The organism is Agrilactobacillus composti DSM 18527 = JCM 14202 (assembly GCF_001436375.1).
GTDB classification, from domain to species: domain Bacteria; phylum Bacillota; class Bacilli; order Lactobacillales; family Lactobacillaceae; genus Agrilactobacillus; species Agrilactobacillus composti.
The window spans coordinates 91,934-108,593 of the sequence record NZ_AZGA01000084.1; the positions used below are offsets into that span (position 1 = coordinate 91,934).

18 protein-coding genes are annotated in these 16,660 nt (G+C 41.4%); 12 read left to right on the plus strand and 6 right to left on the minus strand.

Translation table 11 applies throughout. The features are described from left to right. The first annotated feature begins 6 nt into the window (after nucleotides 1-6). Entirely contained in the window at nucleotides 7-846 is an 840-nt protein-coding gene (locus FC83_RS13955; protein WP_035452149.1) for a DUF975 family protein, read from the plus strand. Here FC83_RS13955 and FC83_RS13960 read toward each other — a convergent pair. Then, a complete protein-coding gene (locus FC83_RS13960) occupies nucleotides 843-1,334 on the minus strand; it encodes a hypothetical protein (RefSeq protein WP_035452147.1) in 492 nt (163 codons plus the stop codon). The genes FC83_RS13955 and FC83_RS13960 overlap by 4 nt on opposite strands. Before the next feature lie 56 nt (nucleotides 1,335-1,390). On the opposite strand from FC83_RS13960, the gene FC83_RS13965 reads away from it, so the two are divergent. The 4 genes from FC83_RS13965 to FC83_RS13980 all read left to right on the plus strand — a co-directional run bounded on the left by FC83_RS13965 (nucleotide 1,391) and on the right by FC83_RS13980 (nucleotide 5,061). Continuing rightward, complete coding sequence (locus FC83_RS13965; RefSeq protein ID WP_035452146.1) at nucleotides 1,391-2,134, plus strand: MBL fold metallo-hydrolase; 744 nt, start codon at nucleotides 1,391-1,393, stop codon at nucleotides 2,132-2,134. 299 nt (nucleotides 2,135-2,433) lie between these two features. Beyond that, a complete protein-coding gene (gene spxA / locus FC83_RS13970; protein ID WP_035452144.1) occupies nucleotides 2,434-2,835 on the plus strand; it encodes a transcriptional regulator SpxA in 402 nt (133 codons plus the stop codon). Nucleotides 2,836-3,159: 324 nt separating this feature from the next. Continuing rightward, nucleotides 3,160-3,876: an adaptor protein MecA gene (locus FC83_RS13975; RefSeq protein ID WP_035452143.1), complete on the plus strand. Its 717-nt coding sequence runs from the start codon at nucleotides 3,160-3,162 to the stop codon at nucleotides 3,874-3,876. Nucleotides 3,877-3,975: 99 nt separating this feature from the next. Then, nucleotides 3,976-5,061 (plus strand): competence protein CoiA, encoded by a 1,086-nt coding sequence (locus tag FC83_RS13980; RefSeq protein ID WP_057002904.1) that lies wholly within the window; start codon nucleotides 3,976-3,978, stop codon nucleotides 5,059-5,061. Between the two features lie 4 nt (nucleotides 5,062-5,065). On the opposite strand, the gene FC83_RS13985 is transcribed toward FC83_RS13980, so the two are convergent. Continuing rightward, nucleotides 5,066-5,716 carry a DsbA family protein gene (locus FC83_RS13985; protein WP_035452141.1) on the minus strand — a complete coding sequence of 217 codons (651 nt, stop codon included), beginning with the start codon at nucleotides 5,714-5,716 and terminating at the stop codon, nucleotides 5,066-5,068. 137 nt (nucleotides 5,717-5,853) lie between these two features. Beyond that, on the minus strand, nucleotides 5,854-6,453 hold the full coding sequence (locus tag FC83_RS13990; RefSeq protein WP_035452140.1) for a CYTH domain-containing protein: 600 nt from the start codon (nucleotides 6,451-6,453) through the stop codon (nucleotides 5,854-5,856). 120 nt (nucleotides 6,454-6,573) lie between these two features. Here FC83_RS13990 and yjbM point away from each other — a divergent pair, with 120 nt between their 5' ends. From yjbM to FC83_RS14005, 3 genes are read left to right on the plus strand one after another with little or no spacing between them, the layout of a single operon-like run. Beyond that, nucleotides 6,574-7,269, plus strand: coding sequence for a GTP diphosphokinase (gene yjbM, locus FC83_RS13995; protein ID WP_035452139.1), 696 nt, complete (start codon nucleotides 6,574-6,576; stop codon nucleotides 7,267-7,269). After that, a complete protein-coding gene (locus tag FC83_RS14000; protein ID WP_035452138.1) occupies nucleotides 7,250-8,062 on the plus strand; it encodes an NAD kinase in 813 nt (270 codons plus the stop codon). The genes yjbM and FC83_RS14000 overlap by 20 nt, the downstream gene beginning before the upstream one ends. After that, nucleotides 8,062-8,955, plus strand: coding sequence for an RluA family pseudouridine synthase (locus FC83_RS14005; RefSeq protein WP_035452135.1), 894 nt, complete (start codon nucleotides 8,062-8,064; stop codon nucleotides 8,953-8,955). Before FC83_RS14000 ends, FC83_RS14005 begins: the two co-directional genes overlap by 1 nt. Nucleotides 8,956-8,996: 41 nt before the next feature. Here the strand turns inward: FC83_RS14005 and FC83_RS14010 are convergent, their stop codons facing one another. Beyond that, nucleotides 8,997-9,641: a copper homeostasis protein CutC gene (locus tag FC83_RS14010; protein WP_035452133.1), complete on the minus strand. Its 645-nt coding sequence runs from the start codon at nucleotides 9,639-9,641 to the stop codon at nucleotides 8,997-8,999. Nucleotides 9,642-9,656: 15 nt separating this feature from the next. Further along, nucleotides 9,657-10,490: an undecaprenyl-diphosphate phosphatase gene (locus FC83_RS14015; RefSeq protein WP_035452131.1), complete on the minus strand. Its 834-nt coding sequence runs from the start codon at nucleotides 10,488-10,490 to the stop codon at nucleotides 9,657-9,659. 204 nt (nucleotides 10,491-10,694) lie between these two features. On the opposite strand from FC83_RS14015, the gene FC83_RS14020 reads away from it, so the two are divergent. After that, a complete protein-coding gene (locus FC83_RS14020; protein ID WP_057002905.1) occupies nucleotides 10,695-11,396 on the plus strand; it encodes an ABC transporter ATP-binding protein in 702 nt (233 codons plus the stop codon). A 19-nt stretch (nucleotides 11,397-11,415) separates the two neighbouring features. Next, nucleotides 11,416-13,839: an ABC transporter permease gene (locus tag FC83_RS14025; RefSeq protein WP_057002906.1), complete on the plus strand. Its 2,424-nt coding sequence runs from the start codon at nucleotides 11,416-11,418 to the stop codon at nucleotides 13,837-13,839. 51 nt (nucleotides 13,840-13,890) lie between these two features. On the opposite strand, the gene FC83_RS14030 is transcribed toward FC83_RS14025, so the two are convergent. After that, the gene (locus tag FC83_RS14030; protein WP_035452129.1) at nucleotides 13,891-14,910 is read right to left on the minus strand and encodes a lactonase family protein; all 1,020 of its coding nucleotides are present in this window, start codon (nucleotides 14,908-14,910) and stop codon (nucleotides 13,891-13,893) included. A 128-nt stretch (nucleotides 14,911-15,038) separates the two neighbouring features. On the opposite strand from FC83_RS14030, the gene FC83_RS14035 reads away from it, so the two are divergent. Together FC83_RS14035 and FC83_RS14040 are read left to right on the plus strand one after the other, a co-directional pair. Further along, complete coding sequence (locus FC83_RS14035) at nucleotides 15,039-15,413, plus strand: PTS glucitol/sorbitol transporter subunit IIA (protein WP_035452127.1); 375 nt, start codon at nucleotides 15,039-15,041, stop codon at nucleotides 15,411-15,413. Nucleotides 15,414-15,432: 19 nt separating this feature from the next. Further along, on the plus strand, nucleotides 15,433-16,620 hold the full coding sequence (locus FC83_RS14040) for an AI-2E family transporter (protein WP_057002907.1): 1,188 nt from the start codon (nucleotides 15,433-15,435) through the stop codon (nucleotides 16,618-16,620). The last annotated feature ends 40 nt before the right edge of the window (nucleotides 16,621-16,660 follow it).

Genomic DNA, 16,660 nt, shown 5'->3' on the forward strand with positions numbered 1-16,660 from the left:
GCACCCATGAATACTTCCACTGCTAAGATTAAAACCGTTGCTAAAACAGCCCTGCGCGGTCACTGGGTTCAACCCGTGTTATTGTTGGTGACAACGTATTTAATTACTTATTTACTAGATTCTATACTCGTTAGTCTGTTTGACCCCAATGCATTTATGTATGTGTTGTTGTTAATGCTATTAAATTACTTTGTGATTTTTGCCTTAGATTATGGGCAATATTATTATCCCATGAGTTTGTTTGGCCATCAAAAATTTAGCATCCGCATGTTATTTGTCGGCTACAACAAGTTTTTTTACAAGCGACTTGTGGTTTTAAATTTTATCAAGTCCATTTTATTGACCCTTAGCTCCTTATTGGTTTTTATCCCTTTCATTGGGAAATTAGATTGGTTGAATATTTTAAGCTTGATGTTTAATACATCGGATATTACGTTGTTTAATCGGCTTTTCAAAATCGTGCAGCAATTTTCTATGGGCCATTTACTGGCGCTATTAGGCTTATTGATCCTCTTTGGGCTGATATACTTATTGTTAGAAGCTTTCTTTCAAATCACTGGTTATTTGGTCTTTGAAAACGCACAAAACCCCAGTGCTCACTTCGTTGTGTCGGGGATGTTGCTGCTGAAGGGGCATTGGGGTCAATTATTACGCTTGCAATTGTCATTTATCATTTGGTATTTCTTTTATGCCTTTACCTTTGTTTGGTTAATTCCGTATCGGCAAATGGCTATTTTTGTTTTTTATCTCAATTTAAAACAAGACTTTGCGCAAAAACTAAACGCGTACACCAACGAGGCTAAAACACCTGATACGCCGGATCAATCCAAATCAGATAAGGATTAATTATCCAGTGTATAACTGGTTTCATAATAGCTCCATTCACTGGAGCTGCGTTTTTGCAAATCGCTGATGGCTTTGAAGCCAGGTTGTAATTCCCATTGCTCAAAGGCATTTTGGTCTTGCCAACTGGTGTACAATAGATATTGTTTCCGTGAACCAGCTTGAATTCCCAAAAAACTGGTATGATCGGGGCTAGCGGTATTTTCAACAAAATTTTGAATTTGCTTCCAATAAGTATCATCTTCATCTAAATTGAAATTGAAAAACATAAAGTGGTTCAAATTGTAAATGGCACTATTGGTACTTTCGTAACGAATATCAAAAGCAACGGGTGCTTGGAAAACCGAAGTCTTAGTGGTAATTTCCATAAGCTGGTAGTCCTTGGCTTGCGTATCCCGGGGCTTTAACAAGTACAGGGGTCTGGTTGGTTGATTGGCCTTTATTTTAGCCAAAATAGTTTTACTGCCAAGTGTTAAATAAATTTTTTTCAAATTGCTTACCTCCAAAAATAGTGATTAATTATGAACTAAATGAAAGGATGAGTGCGATGAAGTTAACAGTACTGGGTTATTATGGTGGCTATCCTTATGCCGGCCATGGGACAAGTGGGTATTTAATACAAAGTGAAACTGGGTTTAATTTACTTTTGGAATGTGGCAGTGGGGTATTACTCGCACTGCAAAAATATTTAGACCCATTACAATTAGACGCGGTCTTGTTGTCCCATTATCATCATGATCACACTGCTGATGTGGGTGTCTTGCAGTATTATTGGCAACTTGCACCGGGACAGCACAAGGAACCAGTTTTGCCTATTTACGGGCATACGCGAGAGACATTGAGTTTCGCAGCGTTAACCATGCCAAACATTACCCAAGGACAGGCCTATGATCCTGATGGGGTCTTAAAATTAGGGCCGTTTGAAATCACCTTCTTACCAACAAAGCACCCAGTACCAGCTTATGCCATGCGCATCGAAGAAACAAGTACTGGCAAAGTTTTAACGTTTACGTCAGATACGGCTTACATTGAGACGTTGGTGGATTTTGCCAAGGATAGTGACTTGTTGATGACAGATACCAACTTTTTCGACGATAAAACTGGTAAAATTTGGCATATGACTTCAACCCAGTCTGGAAAATTAGCTCAAAAAGCTAAAGTAAAACATCTGTTATTGACACATCTGCCCCAGCACGGTGATTTAGAAAAATTAAAAAAAGAAGCTGAAATAACAAGTGAAGGCATTTTAGTGGACTATGCCCAGGAAGGATTAACGATTAAACTGGCTTAAGCCATGGCTTTGTGAGCTTGTGAAACAAAAAAGCGTTAATATTAAAATACAAGGTAGGAACGTAAAAACATGAAATATTTTGTATCTTCATTGAAAACGTATTTATATCTTGGCCAAAAAGGGTTATAATCTTATATAGATGATTTAATAGACAAAAAAAGCTTTTTTGTCCAATACTCATTTTAATTTAATGCTGAAAAACTGTTTAAAATTGATAGTCAGGCCCAGTATTTTTCATTATAATTATATTTGTGATCAATGAATGGCAGTTTCTTTTGCATATAAAGGGGAGATACTTCATGACAGTGACGTTATATATTTCACCAAGTTGCACTTCTTGCAGAAAGGCACGTTCTTGGCTAAAGGAACATGATATCCCATTTGAAGAACGCAATATCTTTTCTGATCCGTTAAAAGCAGATGACATCAAGAAAATCTTGAGAATGACTGAAAACGGAACAGAAGACATTATCTCAACACGTTCAAAAGTTTTCCAAGACATGGGTATCGAGTTAGATGAACTTTCAATGGATCGGTTGATTGAACTGGTTCAAGACAACCCTGGTTTATTGAGACGCCCGATTATCATGGATGACAAGCGGCTACAGGTTGGTTACAACGAGGATGAAATCAGAAGGTTTTTACCCCGTTCTGTACGTGCGCTTGAACTCCAACGCGCACAGCTATCAGCCGGACTATAAATTTTAACCACCCGATATTATGATGTGAAGCGAAATGATTGGTTTTATTTTCAAACATTACTTTGAGTGTTGGCACTTTTGTCAGCACTTTTTTGGTATAATGGAGTTGAACCAAAAACTTGCAATTCGTAACTGTGAATGCTATGCTGTTGCCTTGTAATTAAACCATGCGTTGTTTAGATGATGGCGGATACAAAAAACAAAGATGAGACTAAAGTTGGACGCTTTGGTATTCGCTTTTTTCGGGTGGATGGTGTAATATTACACTTACAAGGATCTTTAATATCCTATGATGTTTTATTTTTGGAAACGAGGTGCGGTTGAATGGAAATGGAACGAATTAATGAGAATACTATCCGTGTGATCCTCGGTAATCAAGATTTGGAAGAACGTGGCATTACAGTTTTAGATTTATTAGGGAATCATAAACAAATTGAGGGCTTCTTTTATGAAATCTTGGAAGAGGTTGACAAAGATCACTCATTTGCAACTAATGACGCTGTAACGTTTCAAGTAATGCCGAACAAAAAAGGTCTTGAACTGTTAATCAGTAAAGGCACGCCCGATAACGAAAATGATACGGATGATCTAGACATGAACGATAACAGATTTGATGATAAAGAGAACGTTTCAGACTTTATCAAAAAACAATTACGTCAAACGGATAACGATGTAGATGATGATCTACGGGATTTGAAGCCAAAACGTAAAACCAAATTAAATGGGTTTTCATCAAAACCTGATCCTGATGTCCAAGAAATCGTTTTAGAATTTAACGATTTTGAAGACGTTATTTCAGCTGCTGATGCCTTGCAATTAGGACATGTTAAAAGTAATCTGTTTTCTTATAAACGTAACTACTATCTAGATTTATTAGTTTATACGGATGAGCTGGAAGACATCACATTATCTGATGCCGTTGCTGTGGCTTTTGAATATGGCAATCGGACCAATGTGACACCGGAAGTATTGTCTGAATATGGTAAGTCGATTATGAAAGAAACGGCATTAGAACAAATTAAACACTACTTCAATAAGTAAGGCGTTTTGTTTGATGCTTTGAGAAACACTCAATTAAAGTTGGGTGTTTTTTTTCGTGCAAATTCAAAGTTAAGCCGTAATCTATTATGAGGTGAGACAATGAAATATGCACTGGATCAAAATCAAACTTTAGTCTATTTAACAAATGCTACCCAGGCCCGGGCACTACAAGCACAAGGTAAGCACCGCTTTTTTTGCCCCGATTGTGGACAGCAGTTAAAGATTTGCTATAGCAAAAACGACTATCCCTATTTTGCCCATCAACCCGCGTTGGGTAAAAATAATCAGGAAGGTCAGCTACATGTGTGGGGGAAGACAGTTTTACACCAGGCCTTACAGGCATTAGCCTTGGATCATGAAGTGGAATTTGTGACAGCCCAAGGACAGCGCCGTGCCGATATTGCCGTGCCATTGCCGCACCAAACGACGGCATTAGAATGGCAGTGTGCCAATATTTCCCAGCAACAGGTCTATGAACGAACACGATCTTATCAAGCCAAAGAAATTAAGGTGCAGTGGCTCTTGGGACCCACTTATGCTTTCAAGGGCAACTTGTCTCGGCGCTTGCAACAGTATTTAAATTATCGCCAAGATCTTGGTTTTTATTTGGTGTATCTTTTACCAGGTTCTGGGAAATTACAGTTGATCCACCACATTGCTCAATTAGAGTTGCGCCAGAAAGTAGTCTTTACGCAGGATATATATGCCTTACCCCAAGGCTTAAAACTTTTGTTACAACAGACTGGTCGTATTTCATCCTCAAAAAAGGGGTATCAAGGTTTGAGGTTGCCCCAGAAATATCAAGTGATTCAAAGCCGATTGACCAAAAGAGATAAAAAATTACAAGACTTACAAAACCGCTGTTATCAACAGCAACATCAATTACAAAATTTACCGGCTGTTTGTTTTAGCCAATACCATTTACCCCCAATTTTCCAAGAAGTAAGTTGTTGGGTGAATTGTCGCTTGTTGCTGTTATTAGAGCAACAATCCCAGTGGCTTTATCAGGACTTATTAGGACATTATCAACAGTTAGTACGCAAAAAACCACCGCTAGTTGTGCAACAACCGCGGTGGTTAAAGTATTGTTTTGACTTATTTTTAAAACGATTAGTTAGCCAGCATTGGCTATACCAAGCAGCAGACACTTTTCGTATTAATCGCTCAAAACTAAGGGCATGGTAAGTTTTTACAGGGTATGCAAACGATTGGCAATGCGCCGATACGGCATCAGCGGTTGTTGCTCATAGGGAATTGTGACCAGTTCGTCAGCGGCCAATTGATCGAAAACATGTTTTAAAATGGGATAAGAGTTACAGTTCTCAATTAAAACACCATTGTCATGCAATTTGCTGGCATAGTTATAAATAACCACCGTTGGGGCATCATTGATTTGAAACTCACTGATGAGGTTATCATCTTCGGAACAGAGATGTTGTAACCTTGGATTATGCCGTTCAGCATTAAAGTAGCCAATATCTACGTTGGCTGCGCGTAAGGCCGTTTGGACAGTTTGCTGATTGTAATCTCGATGTTGGTCATTGATCAATGACTGCAAATTAATGAGGAAATTCCGGCTCTTCTTTGCACCTTGAAAACTAACCGCTTTAAAATCCAGCGACGCACAGTAAGCGTTTTGAGTCAAGCGATTGCGAAGTGATAAATCTGATTTATCCAATTGATTCAGTGTCATGTATTTATTAATAACGGATAGCGACACATACGGAATGAATTTTATTTTAGCTTCCTGATTCTGTTCAGCAGCTAATTTCAATAACACGTGTTCTGCTTCAAGACACTGACAACCAATTGGATTCACAAATAAGAATAGCTCTAACACATTGTTTCCTCCAATTTATTGTTTTCTTGAGTTGTATTTAAAATTAATTGTACCAATCATTATCTAATTATGATTTCAATATTACTTTACCAAAATTCCGCCATAATTCAAATATTACGATTCGAAATAAGCAAAATTTAATGAGATTTTTGAAAGTGACTAATTGCCCGGACGACCTTGTTGATTACTGGGCGTTTAGGAATGGCATATTTATCCAATAAATCCATGAAAAAAATTTCACTATTTTTAGCGACGGCTTGGGGCGTTAACTCTAATTCGCATTCAAAATCTTGGGCGTGGTCCTGGTAGCTGGTCTGATCTAAAGTCAATAAACCAAATTCAGAGGGCCACAGATAACGTGTGGTTTTAGCAAAGCCAATGATTTTGAGTGCCTCAATGGGAATTGTTAAATCGATTAACCGTTGTCCAATACTGCCACCAGGCCAAATTTGTTGGTGGTCTACCAATTGCTGGCTTTGGGCCAGCGACAAGGGGTCTGTAATTTCTATGAGATGATGATCGCCTTGTGTTGTGGGGATCTTCATTGTCTGCTCAGCCCGCGTCACAAATTGACGGATTCTCAAGCCAATTCCCAATTGCTTTAAACTAGCAGTGGGGGTATCAAAGTAATGATTTTCCTGTATGATTGGGGCTTGAAAATCATAAGCTTTTTGAATGGCCGCAAACTCTGTACGGGTCAATAAATTTTTATATTCAACTTCAAGTTCCTTTGACATTTCCATCACCATCACAAACTATAGCATATTTTTACTAAAAAAGGTTTTTTCAGACTTGGAAATTTTAAATATGTTAAAATTGGTAGGATAACACTGCATCAAAGCTAAGAAGGTAAAATGATGGATAAAGACTGGAATACATTTTTACGACCATATGTACAAGCAGTAGATGAATTAAAAATTAAATTTAGGGGGATGCGTAAAGAGTTTCAAGAATCTGGTGCCCATACCCCCATTGAATTTGTGACTGGTAGAGTGAAGCCCGTTTTTAGCATTCAAGAAAAGATGCAACGACGCTTCATTGAACCAGACTTATTAGAGGCCGATATGCAAGATATTGCAGGTATTCGGATTATGTGTCAGTTCGTTGAAGATATTTATCAAGTGGTGGAGTTACTGCGTAAACGTAAGGATATGCATATTGTTGAAGAACGGGACTATATTACCAATAAAAAACCCAGTGGCTATCGTTCTTATCATGTAATCATTGAATATCCGGTACAAATGACCACGGGAGAAAAGAAGATATTGGCTGAAATTCAAGTTCGGACGTTAAGCATGAATTTTTGGGCCACGATTGAACACTCACTTAATTACAAATATCAAGGGGAATTCCCAGCTGAGATCAAAGCCAGATTGCAACGCGCCGCTGAAGCTGCCTTTCAATTGGATCAGGAAATGTCAGCGATTCGTGAAGAAATTCAAGAAGCTCAACAGCTGTTTTCCTATGGTAAAGCACCAAATTCACACAAGCCTAAAATTGATTTAGGGAAGGAAGATCAACCAGATGCGCAGGATGAAGATCGCGATTCATAATAATAATAAGGCTAAATCTTTAAAAGCTGTCCGCTATTTAAGAGCGGAGTTGACCAAGGCTAACTTTAGTTTTGATCAGAATCATCCTGATATGGTGATTACCGTTGGCGGTGATGGCACGCTTTTGTCCGCCTTTCACCGCTATTATGACCAGTTGGACCATGTGCGCTTTGTGGGCGTTCATACGGGACATCTGGGATTTTATACGGACTGGCGGGATTATGAGTTAAAAGAGTTAGTACGGACACTAAGAGTCGATTCAGGTCAGAGTGTAGCTTATCCGCTATTAGATTTGACCATTACTTATATGGATAGCCAAAAGCCCGATCATTTTCTATGTTTGAATGAAGCGACGATTAAACGTTTAGGCAGCACGTTACGGGCCAATGTCTACATTAAAGATACTTTTTTTGAAAGTTTTCGCGGTGATGGCCTTTGTATTTCCACCCCCACTGGCTCCACGGCTTATAGTAAATCCTTGGGCGGTGCGGTGATTCAACCGCGGCTTGAAGCCTTACAAATGACGGAAATTGCGTCCATTAATAATCGGGTCTATCGGACGCTGTCATCACCCATTATTGTGGCTTCGGATGAAAATATACTGGTGAAACCCACGATTGCTGATGATTATGTGTTAACAGTGGATCAGTTCACGTTAAAACATCGGCCTATCAAGAAATTAGAATATAAAATTGCCAAAGAACGGATCCACTTTGCCCGGTATCGCCACAAACACTTTTGGAACCGGGTCGAACGGGCCTTTATTGGCGCTAATCATGAGGACGAGAATTAATGCAATTTAGCTGGTTTGTGCCCCAAGCTTACCCTAAGGTTGCTTTGGGGAAATTTTTACACCAACAGGGACTTTCTAGAACACTTTTTGGGAAGACTAAATATCATGGGGGTTCCATTTATGTGAATCACCACCAACGCTATTCAAACTATCCCATTTATCCAGGGGATCAAATTACCATCGCCATGGCCCCAGAACGGGATTCGGAAAATTTACCGCCGGTTTTTAAACCACTACAGATTTTATTTGAAGATGAACATTATCTTATCGTTTATAAGCCCGCGGGACTGCCTTCCATTCCTTCACGCCACTATCGACACGACTCAGTGGCCAATCGAGTCAAGGGGCATTTGATTCAAGTGGCCCATGAAAGTCGGGCGGTTCACGTTATTACCCGTTTAGATCAAGATACCAGTGGCTGTATGTTATTTGCCAAGCACAGTTTTGCCCACGCTCTCATGGCAAAACAATTACATTCCCAAACTTTGGAAAAGACTTATTTAGCGATTGCCAAGGGCCAGTTTGCAACTCAACAAGGCCAAATTGATCAACCGATTGGGCGGATTGCGCCTTATAGCATGCAGCGCATGGTTCATTTCCAAGGGAAAAAGGCGTTGACAAAATATTGGGTCGTCCAACAATATCCAACGGGCGCTTTATTACGGGTGGCGTTGTTGACTGGGCGGACCCATCAGATTCGAGTCCATCTAGATTGGCTGGGACATCCTTTGTTTGGCGATCCCATGTATGGGCCTAAGGATGACTTATTAGACCGGCAAGCCTTACATTGTGTCCGGTTGCGGTTTTTACATCCCTTTACCAATCAAATCGTCGATGTGTCGGCCCCTTTACCTGCAGACATGGGCCATTTATTAACTGCCTTGGCCAAATGAGTGCACTAAAAAATCCAGTCGTAGCTGACTGGATTTTTTAGCTATAGGCGAATCAATTTAGTGCCATGCAAGGCCTTGACCCCTAATTGTGCAGCGATTTCATCTGCGTTGTCAGCGGTAATGCCACCGCCAGGCAGAATGGTTAAATCAAGGTCTTGACTGGCACTTATTAAGGTTTTTAGCTGGGCTAGGTTAGCTGTAATAGGTGTTTGTAAGTCTGGGTCACCGTGGGACAAAACCCGTTGTACTTGGTGGTCAGCAAGCCAGGTCAGTGTCTGTACTTGCTGGTCTTTGGGGATTTGATCAAAGGCCATGTGCATCACCACGGTCATGCCACTGGCAGCACCAATGAGCATTTCCATGGCTTCTGTATCCAAGGTATGGTCTTGGCGCAGGGCACCAAAAGTGACGGCATCAACACCCAATGACTGGGCCGTAAATAAATCAGTTTCCATCATTTTGAGTTCCAAGTCGTTGTAAATAAAATTGCCACCTCTGGGTCGAATCATGGCCACTAAACCAACTTGGTGTTCTTGGGTATAACGGGCACTTTCAGCTAAAACACCATGACTGACGGTGGTCCCACCCACCGCTAAGTTATCATTTAGTTCGATGCGATTAGCACCAGCACGAATTAATTTGGGAATATCCGTGAAGTTCTCCACAGCAATTTCTTTTAATAACAATTAAAATACCTCCGTTTATAGGAATGTCCGGCCGCCAAAATAGGCAATAACGACAATACCAATGATGATCCGGTACCAGCCAAAAGCTTTAAAATCATTATGCTTGATGTAGTTTAACAAGAATTTGATGGAAAGATAAGCTACTACAAAGGAAACCACGACACCAACTAATAAGACGATCAATTGGCTACTGCTCAATACATTACCATGATGGAAGAAGCTATACATTTTTAATAAGCTGGCGCCAAACATCGTGGGAATCGCCATGAAGAATGAAAATTCAGTGGCGACAAAACGAGAAGCACCAATAACCATACCCCCGAGAATGGTCGCCCCAGATCGGGACGTCCCAGGAATTAAGGATAGTAATTGGAAAAGCCCAATACCAAAGGCCAGTTTTAAGGACATTTGGTTAAGGTCTTTTTCTTTAGGTTCGCGATGTTTGTTATAATTTTCGATCCAAATGAAGAGGATACCATAGAGGATCAAAGTTGTGGCAATGACTGGCCAAGTGGTCAAATGGGCGTCCATGAAATCATTGATCAAAGGACCCACGATCATGCTGGGGATAATGGCAATGACCACTTTGCCCCAGAGCTGCCAGGTGGTTCTTTTTTCTAAACTATTCTTTTTGGGCGAAAAAGGATTGAGTTTGTGGAAGTATAAGACTACCACGGACATAATGGCCCCTAGTTGGATGACGACCATAAACATATTGATGAAAGCAGTTGATTCTTGCAATTTAATGAAAGCATCAGCTAAGTACAGGTGTCCTGTGGAACTGATTGGTAAGAATTCAGTGATACCTTCAACGATACCCAGGACAATAGCTTTAATAATATTTAACACGATTCAAAATCCTTTCGTAATAGCTAATTTTGCGTTGCACTGTTTCAGTATACTTGAAATTTAAACCGATGGAAGCTTTATGATCAAATTAAACAAACTTTTAATTTTCATGAAAACATGTGAGATTTAATTCAAATTGCATTCATAACTTTTTATCAGCATAATAAAAGTTAGATCAATACTTTGTAAGTGATGGAGGTAAAGATGGCATACATTGAAGTGAAACATGAATATAAACGGTATCAAATGGGTGAAACGGAAATTTTAGCCAATAAGGACATGTCCTTTGAGGTGAACCAAGGCGAGCTCACCGTTATCCTAGGCCCCAGTGGGGCGGGGAAATCCACTGTCTTGAATATCTTAGGGGGGATGGATCAGCCCTCTGAGGGCCAAGTTATCATTGATGGGGTGGATATTGCCAAGTTTAATGAACAGCAGTTGACCCAATATCGGCGCCATGATGTGGGATTTATTTTCCAATTTTATAATTTGATTCCCAATTTAACCACGAAAGAAAATGTGGAGTTAGCCACGTCAATTGTTAGCTCGGGGTTAGATCCTGTGACGACATTACAACAAGTTGGCTTAGGCAACCGTTTAGATAATTTCCCATCGCAACTTTCTGGTGGGGAACAACAGCGGGTGGCCATTGCCCGAGCCTTGGCTAAAAATCCGAAGTTGCTGCTCTGTGACGAACCGACAGGCGCCCTTGATTATCAAACCGGTAAACAGGTTTTGAGTTTGCTGGCAGCGGCTAGTCGTGAAGCGGGGAAAACTGTGATTATTATTACCCATAACGCAGCTATTGCGGAAATGGCTGACCGGGTGATCCGCATCAATGATGCAAAAGTGCGTTCAGTAGTGGATAATCCTACGCCTAAGCCAATTGCGGACATTCAATGGTGAACAAGGGGGAGGCACACAAATGCAACCATTAACTAAGATCTTATGGCGTAATATTCGCCAATCCCTAGGGCGTTTTATTGCCATTATTTTAATTATTCTGTTGGGTGTTTTAATTTATGTGGGGGTCAAAGCCACAGGGCCAGCCCTAAATGACTCGGCGCAACATACTGTCACTGACGCTAAACTCAGTGATATCCAAGTGCTCTCAAATATCGGCTTCAGTGATCAAGATGCTAAGGCGGCAAAAATTGCCGGGGCCAGTGTCAGCCTGCAACGTTTTAAATATGTTTACGGTGGTAAGGCCCAAGATGTGGTTGCGCTTTATGGCTATCAAGCCCAGCAACAGCAAGATCACTTGATCTTGACCAGTGGCCGCCTGCCAAAAGCGAACGGTGAAATTGTTTTGGATCAGCGTGCCCAAGCTTTAGACCATTATAAATTAGGACAGGCGTATCAGTTTGAACAAAGTGCAGGGTTAAAGCAACGCCGGTATAAAATTGTCGGCTTTGCCAATTCACCTGTCTATATTGATAATGAGACTCGGGGGAATAGTAATTTAGGGGCAGGTTCAGTCCGTTATTTTGCCTATATTACGGCAGCAGATATGAACTTACCCGTGGCCACCCGCATGACGATTCGCTTTAAGGATTTACAAGGTATGAACACATTTTCAAAAGCCTATCATACTGCCGTGAATCAGCGTCTAGCTAAAATTAAGCGGGCCCTGACCCAAAGTCAGCTGCAAAATCCAGCGTCAGACACAGCTTTGCTCAAACCGACTTATACTTGGCAAACCAGAGTGGATTTGCCAGGCTTTCAAGCTTATGGGGAAAGTTCTAATCGTATTGCAGCTATTGCCAATGTTTTCCCACTATTTTTCTTTTTGATTGCCGCGTTGATTACCTTTACCACAGTCACGCGGATGATTGAAGAGGCTCGAACGGAGATTGGGACGTTAAAAGCGTTGGGCTTTTCCAAATGGGCTATTTCAAGGAATTATTTGACCTACGCCTTATTAGCGGGGAGTATCGGTACGATTTTAGGCGTGGTTTTGGGGCATCAACTATTGCCCCGCTTTGTCCTATCTATCTATACCAATTATATTTTCCACAAAGCGGTGATTAACTGGCAGTGGGCGACAATTTCGTTAGCGGTGATTTTTGCCTTGGTTGCTACCTTAGGAGCGGTTATATTTGTGATCGTCCGGGAGCTGGGGGAAGGGCCTGCTGCATTGATGCGCCCCAAGGCCCCGAAGTCTGCCAAACGTATTTTACTGGAACGGTTCAAACCATTTTGGAATCGGCTCAGTTTTAACCGCAAAGTGAGTTATCGGAATCTTTTCCGCTTTAAATCCCGGATGGTGATGACTATTGTGGGCATTGCCGGGGGCACTGCTTTGATATTAACGGGTTTTGGTATTTGGAATTCGATCACAGCCAGTGGGACCCGCCAATATGCTGAAGTAATTCACTATCAGGCCCTGGTTCGCGTGGGGGATGCGACTGCCATCAACAAGACCACGGGCCTTTTGCAAAAAAATGGGCAGGTCAAAGGGACCATGCCCGTGGCGATGAATGCGGTGAAGGCCACGGCTCATGGTCAACAGGTCAACGAGATTCAATTTGTTGTTCCTAAGCAAACGACGAATTTGCAGCCCTATTTTAGTTTGAGGGCTAGTACTAGTGGCGGTGTATTAAAATTACCGCAACGCGGCGTGATCATCTCCCAGAAATTGGCCAAATTACTGCAAGTTAGTGCCGGTCAACAAATACAAGTTACCTTGGCCAACGGCCGCCAGGCTAAACTCACCATCAAAAGTATCACCAGGAATTTCATGGGGCATTATATTTATGGGACACCCGCCAATTTTCAAAATGCCTTTCACCAAGCTGCGGCTAACAATACGCTTTTGGTACGGTTGACTAAACAAACCCAAGGGCAGCGGGACCATTTGGCTAAAACCTTATTGCAAAAAGGGCAGGTACTGGGCACCAGTTATGTGGCCGATCAAAAACAAACGGTGGCCGATATGTCGGCGAAAATGAATCCAGTCATTTTGATTTTTGTCTTGCTTTCTGGTGTTTTGTCTTTTGTGGTGTTATATAATTTGACCAATATTAATGTTTCCGAACGGATCCGGGAATTATCCACGATCAAAGTCCTGGGCTTCACCAATCGGGAGGTCACCTTATACATTGTTCGGGAGAATATTATTCTAACCGGTGTGGGCATCGTTTTAGGATTTGGCCTGGGCAATCTTTTAACGGCCTTTATCTTACATCAAGCGGAAACGGAAAATGTGGTTTTTCCGTTGACGATTAATTGGCCCTGGTATTTTGTGGCAGCCGCTTTGATGTTTATATTTACCGGCATTGTTATGTTGGTGACCCACCGCCATTTGAAGCGAATTGATATGATCGATGCTTTGAAATCAAATGAATAGCTAGCAAAATAGCGTGCTGACCATGGTGGCCAGCACGCTATTCATTTGGGACTACCAGAATTTCACACAAGTTGGCTCAGGAGACACAATATCTTGTTGCAACAAGGTGAGAAAACCAGATTCAGTATCCCGCTTATACAGCGTCAAATTATCAGAATTTTGATTACTAGCTAGGATAAATTTCTCTGAGGGATCTAAATTGAAGTCCCGGGGGAAGTCGCCTTCGGTGCTGACCCGTTGAATTAAGTCAATTCGGCGGCCATCCGCAGTTAATGTGAAGACGGCAATGGAATTATGACCGCGATTAGAGGCATAGAGGAATTGACCATCGGCACTAATATGAATGGCAGCACTGCCATTATGGGCAGTAAAGTTATCTGGGATCAAGGATTCTGTCTGCACAGGGGTGAAATTGCCAGTGGTGGCATTATAATCCAAAACAGTGACTTGACTGGAAAGCTCCCCCAGTAAGTAAGCCACAGACTTATTAGGATTAAAAACTAAATGTCTGGGACCATAACCGGGATCTAATTGTAAAACGGCCACTTCTTTAAAGTGATCCTGGTCAAAATCGTAAGTTGTGACTTGATCCGTACCTAAATCACAGGTTACTAAGCGCTGGTCTGGTGTCAGGTCCGTGTAGTGAATATGAGCACTTTCTTGTTCCGGTCTAGGGCCCTTGCCTTGATGGCTGACGGTAGCCACCAAGGCCAACTGGCCAGCTGCACTAATACGATAAGCGTTGGCTTGGCCTTTATGGTAATTGGCATCAAAGACCATTTGGCGTTGTTGGTCATAGGCGATATAAGCTGGTGCGGAACCTGGGGCTAGCACCTTGTTAATGAGTTGGGGTGTGGTCTGGCTGATATCAAAAGCCGCTACCCCGCCCAAATCGTTTTCGGTCAGAATGGTGTAAAGCCGCTGGTGTTTGGCGTCAATGGCAAAGTAAGTGGGATTACCAATTTGTAGAAATAGTTCTGGTGTGCTCAAGGTATTATCTTGTAATGTGGCTTGATAAATACCCTGGCTGATTCGACGGGTGTAGCCGCCTAAAAGTACTTTTTCTGTCAAGAAAATTCCCCCTTTTGATACTTAAAATTATAGCATATTAATGAAAAACAACGGGGGATCTGGATAATTAAAGCTTGGTCATGGAATTATGTTACAATACTACTTAAGTTATAAAAAAGGAGTAAGTCATGCAAGTACAAGCACAGATTACAAAAATTGGCAATAATGCTATTTCTGCTAAAGATCCTATGGTTATTTTATTTGGTGAACAGGCCACAGATGTGCTAGAAAATGTTTCTGTGATTCAAAAATTCGAGTCTAAATCAGCGCAACAAGCCATTGATTTAAAAGTAGGCGCAACGATTGAAATCGATGACTTAGCTTTTGATGTGTTGCAAGTCGGTGCCTTGGTCAAGCCTAATTTGACCACCATTGGCCACGTTACCTTGATTTTTAAACAGCCCACAAAAAATGATCAAATGCAAAATGCCGTTTACTTAAGTAATACCAGTCAACAATTGCCAATCTTTAAGATTGGTGGCAAAATTACTTATACTTTTTAAATTTTGAAGGAGGGGTTCTTTGGATAATAAGACTGATAATTCCAAACGATCGATTTTCTTCCGCTGGTTTTTAAACAGTAAAGTGACAGTTTTTTTGCTTAATGTTATTTTAGCTTTACTGATCATCTTCTTGTTCACCAAGGTGGACTTCGTATTTGCCCCGGTGGGTAAATTTATCAATGTGGTGGGGCCGCCCATTGCTATCGCCGCCGTATTTTATTATTTGATGAATCCAGTGGTGGAATGGCTTGAAAAAAAATGGTCGGTGCCCAAATTATTGACGATCAGTTTATTGTTTATCTTATTGATTGGTTTGATTGTTTTAGGCATTAGTTTATTAATTCCAGTGATTCAAAAACAAGTTCAATCTTTTGCGGCCAATTGGCCTGGTTATGTCACGAATGTTCAGGCTTGGTTACAAGATATATCCGGTCGGCCAGAATTTCGTTCCGTTAAAGCCCAACTCAATACCTCCACCAGTACGATTATTAAGGGGGTCAGCAGCTGGTTCCAAAGTGATTTTATGAAGACCTTTTCCAATATTGGTTCAGCTGTGGGCATGGTAACGGCGATTATCATCAATGTGGTGACAGCGCCATTTATTTTATTTTTCATGTTGAAAGATGGGGGTCGTTTGAAGGCGGACCTGGTCAACTTTGCCCCTGTTCGCTTTCGGGTGGGGATGCGCAATACCTTAACGGAGATCAATAACTCCATTAGTTCTTATATCCGGGGCCAACTAACGGTGGCTTTTTGGGTATTTGTGATGTTTACCGTGGGGTATTTGATCATCGGTCAAAAGTATGCCTTAACCCTGGGTTTAGTGGCCGGGGCCTGCAATCTGATCCCTTATGTGGGGTCGTTTTTAGCCATGGTACCTTCTGTATTGATTGCGGCCTTTACCTCCCCGAGAATGTTGATCGCCGTAGCCATTGTTTTTATTATCGAACAAACCATTGAAGGCCGGGTCATCTCACCGCTGGTCATGGGGAGTAAGCTGGAAATGCATCCAGTGACCACGATCATCGTCTTATTGACTGCCGGCAATTTATTTGGTTTTTTAGGGGTTGTTTTAGGGATTCCTGGTTATGCAGTCTTAAAAATTATCGTCTCAAAATTATGGCGCTGGTTTAAAGTCGCTTCGGGCATGTATGAGGAAACGCCCCAGGCACAAATTCCTGTGAATGTGGATAAGCCAAAATCATAAAAAACCAAAAAAAAAGACCTGACTGAAGAATTTTTCTCCA

What these genes read in the sequence shown, in the direction of transcription:
- spxA (WP_035452144.1), top strand. Translation starts at nt 2,434, where the DNA reads ATGACAGTGACGTTATATATTTCACCAAGTTGCACTTCTTGCAGAAAG.
- FC83_RS14035 (WP_035452127.1), top strand. Translation starts at nt 15,039, where the DNA reads ATGCAAGTACAAGCACAGATTACAAAAATTGGCAATAATGCTATTTCT.
- FC83_RS13955 (WP_035452149.1), top strand. Translation starts at nt 7, where the DNA reads ATGAATACTTCCACTGCTAAGATTAAAACCGTTGCTAAAACAGCCCTG.
- FC83_RS13990 (WP_035452140.1), bottom strand. Translation starts at nt 6,453, where the DNA reads ATGTCAAAGGAACTTGAAGTTGAATATAAAAATTTATTGACCCGTACA.
- yjbM (WP_035452139.1), top strand. Translation starts at nt 6,574, where the DNA reads ATGGATAAAGACTGGAATACATTTTTACGACCATATGTACAAGCAGTA.
- FC83_RS13975 (WP_035452143.1), top strand. Translation starts at nt 3,160, where the DNA reads ATGGAAATGGAACGAATTAATGAGAATACTATCCGTGTGATCCTCGGT.
- FC83_RS14020 (WP_057002905.1), top strand. Translation starts at nt 10,695, where the DNA reads ATGGCATACATTGAAGTGAAACATGAATATAAACGGTATCAAATGGGT.
- FC83_RS14005 (WP_035452135.1), top strand. Translation starts at nt 8,062, where the DNA reads ATGCAATTTAGCTGGTTTGTGCCCCAAGCTTACCCTAAGGTTGCTTTG.
- FC83_RS14000 (WP_035452138.1), top strand. Translation starts at nt 7,250, where the DNA reads ATGAAGATCGCGATTCATAATAATAATAAGGCTAAATCTTTAAAAGCT.
- FC83_RS13980 (WP_057002904.1), top strand. Translation starts at nt 3,976, where the DNA reads ATGAAATATGCACTGGATCAAAATCAAACTTTAGTCTATTTAACAAAT.
- FC83_RS13965 (WP_035452146.1), top strand. Translation starts at nt 1,391, where the DNA reads ATGAAGTTAACAGTACTGGGTTATTATGGTGGCTATCCTTATGCCGGC.
- FC83_RS14025 (WP_057002906.1), top strand. Translation starts at nt 11,416, where the DNA reads ATGCAACCATTAACTAAGATCTTATGGCGTAATATTCGCCAATCCCTA.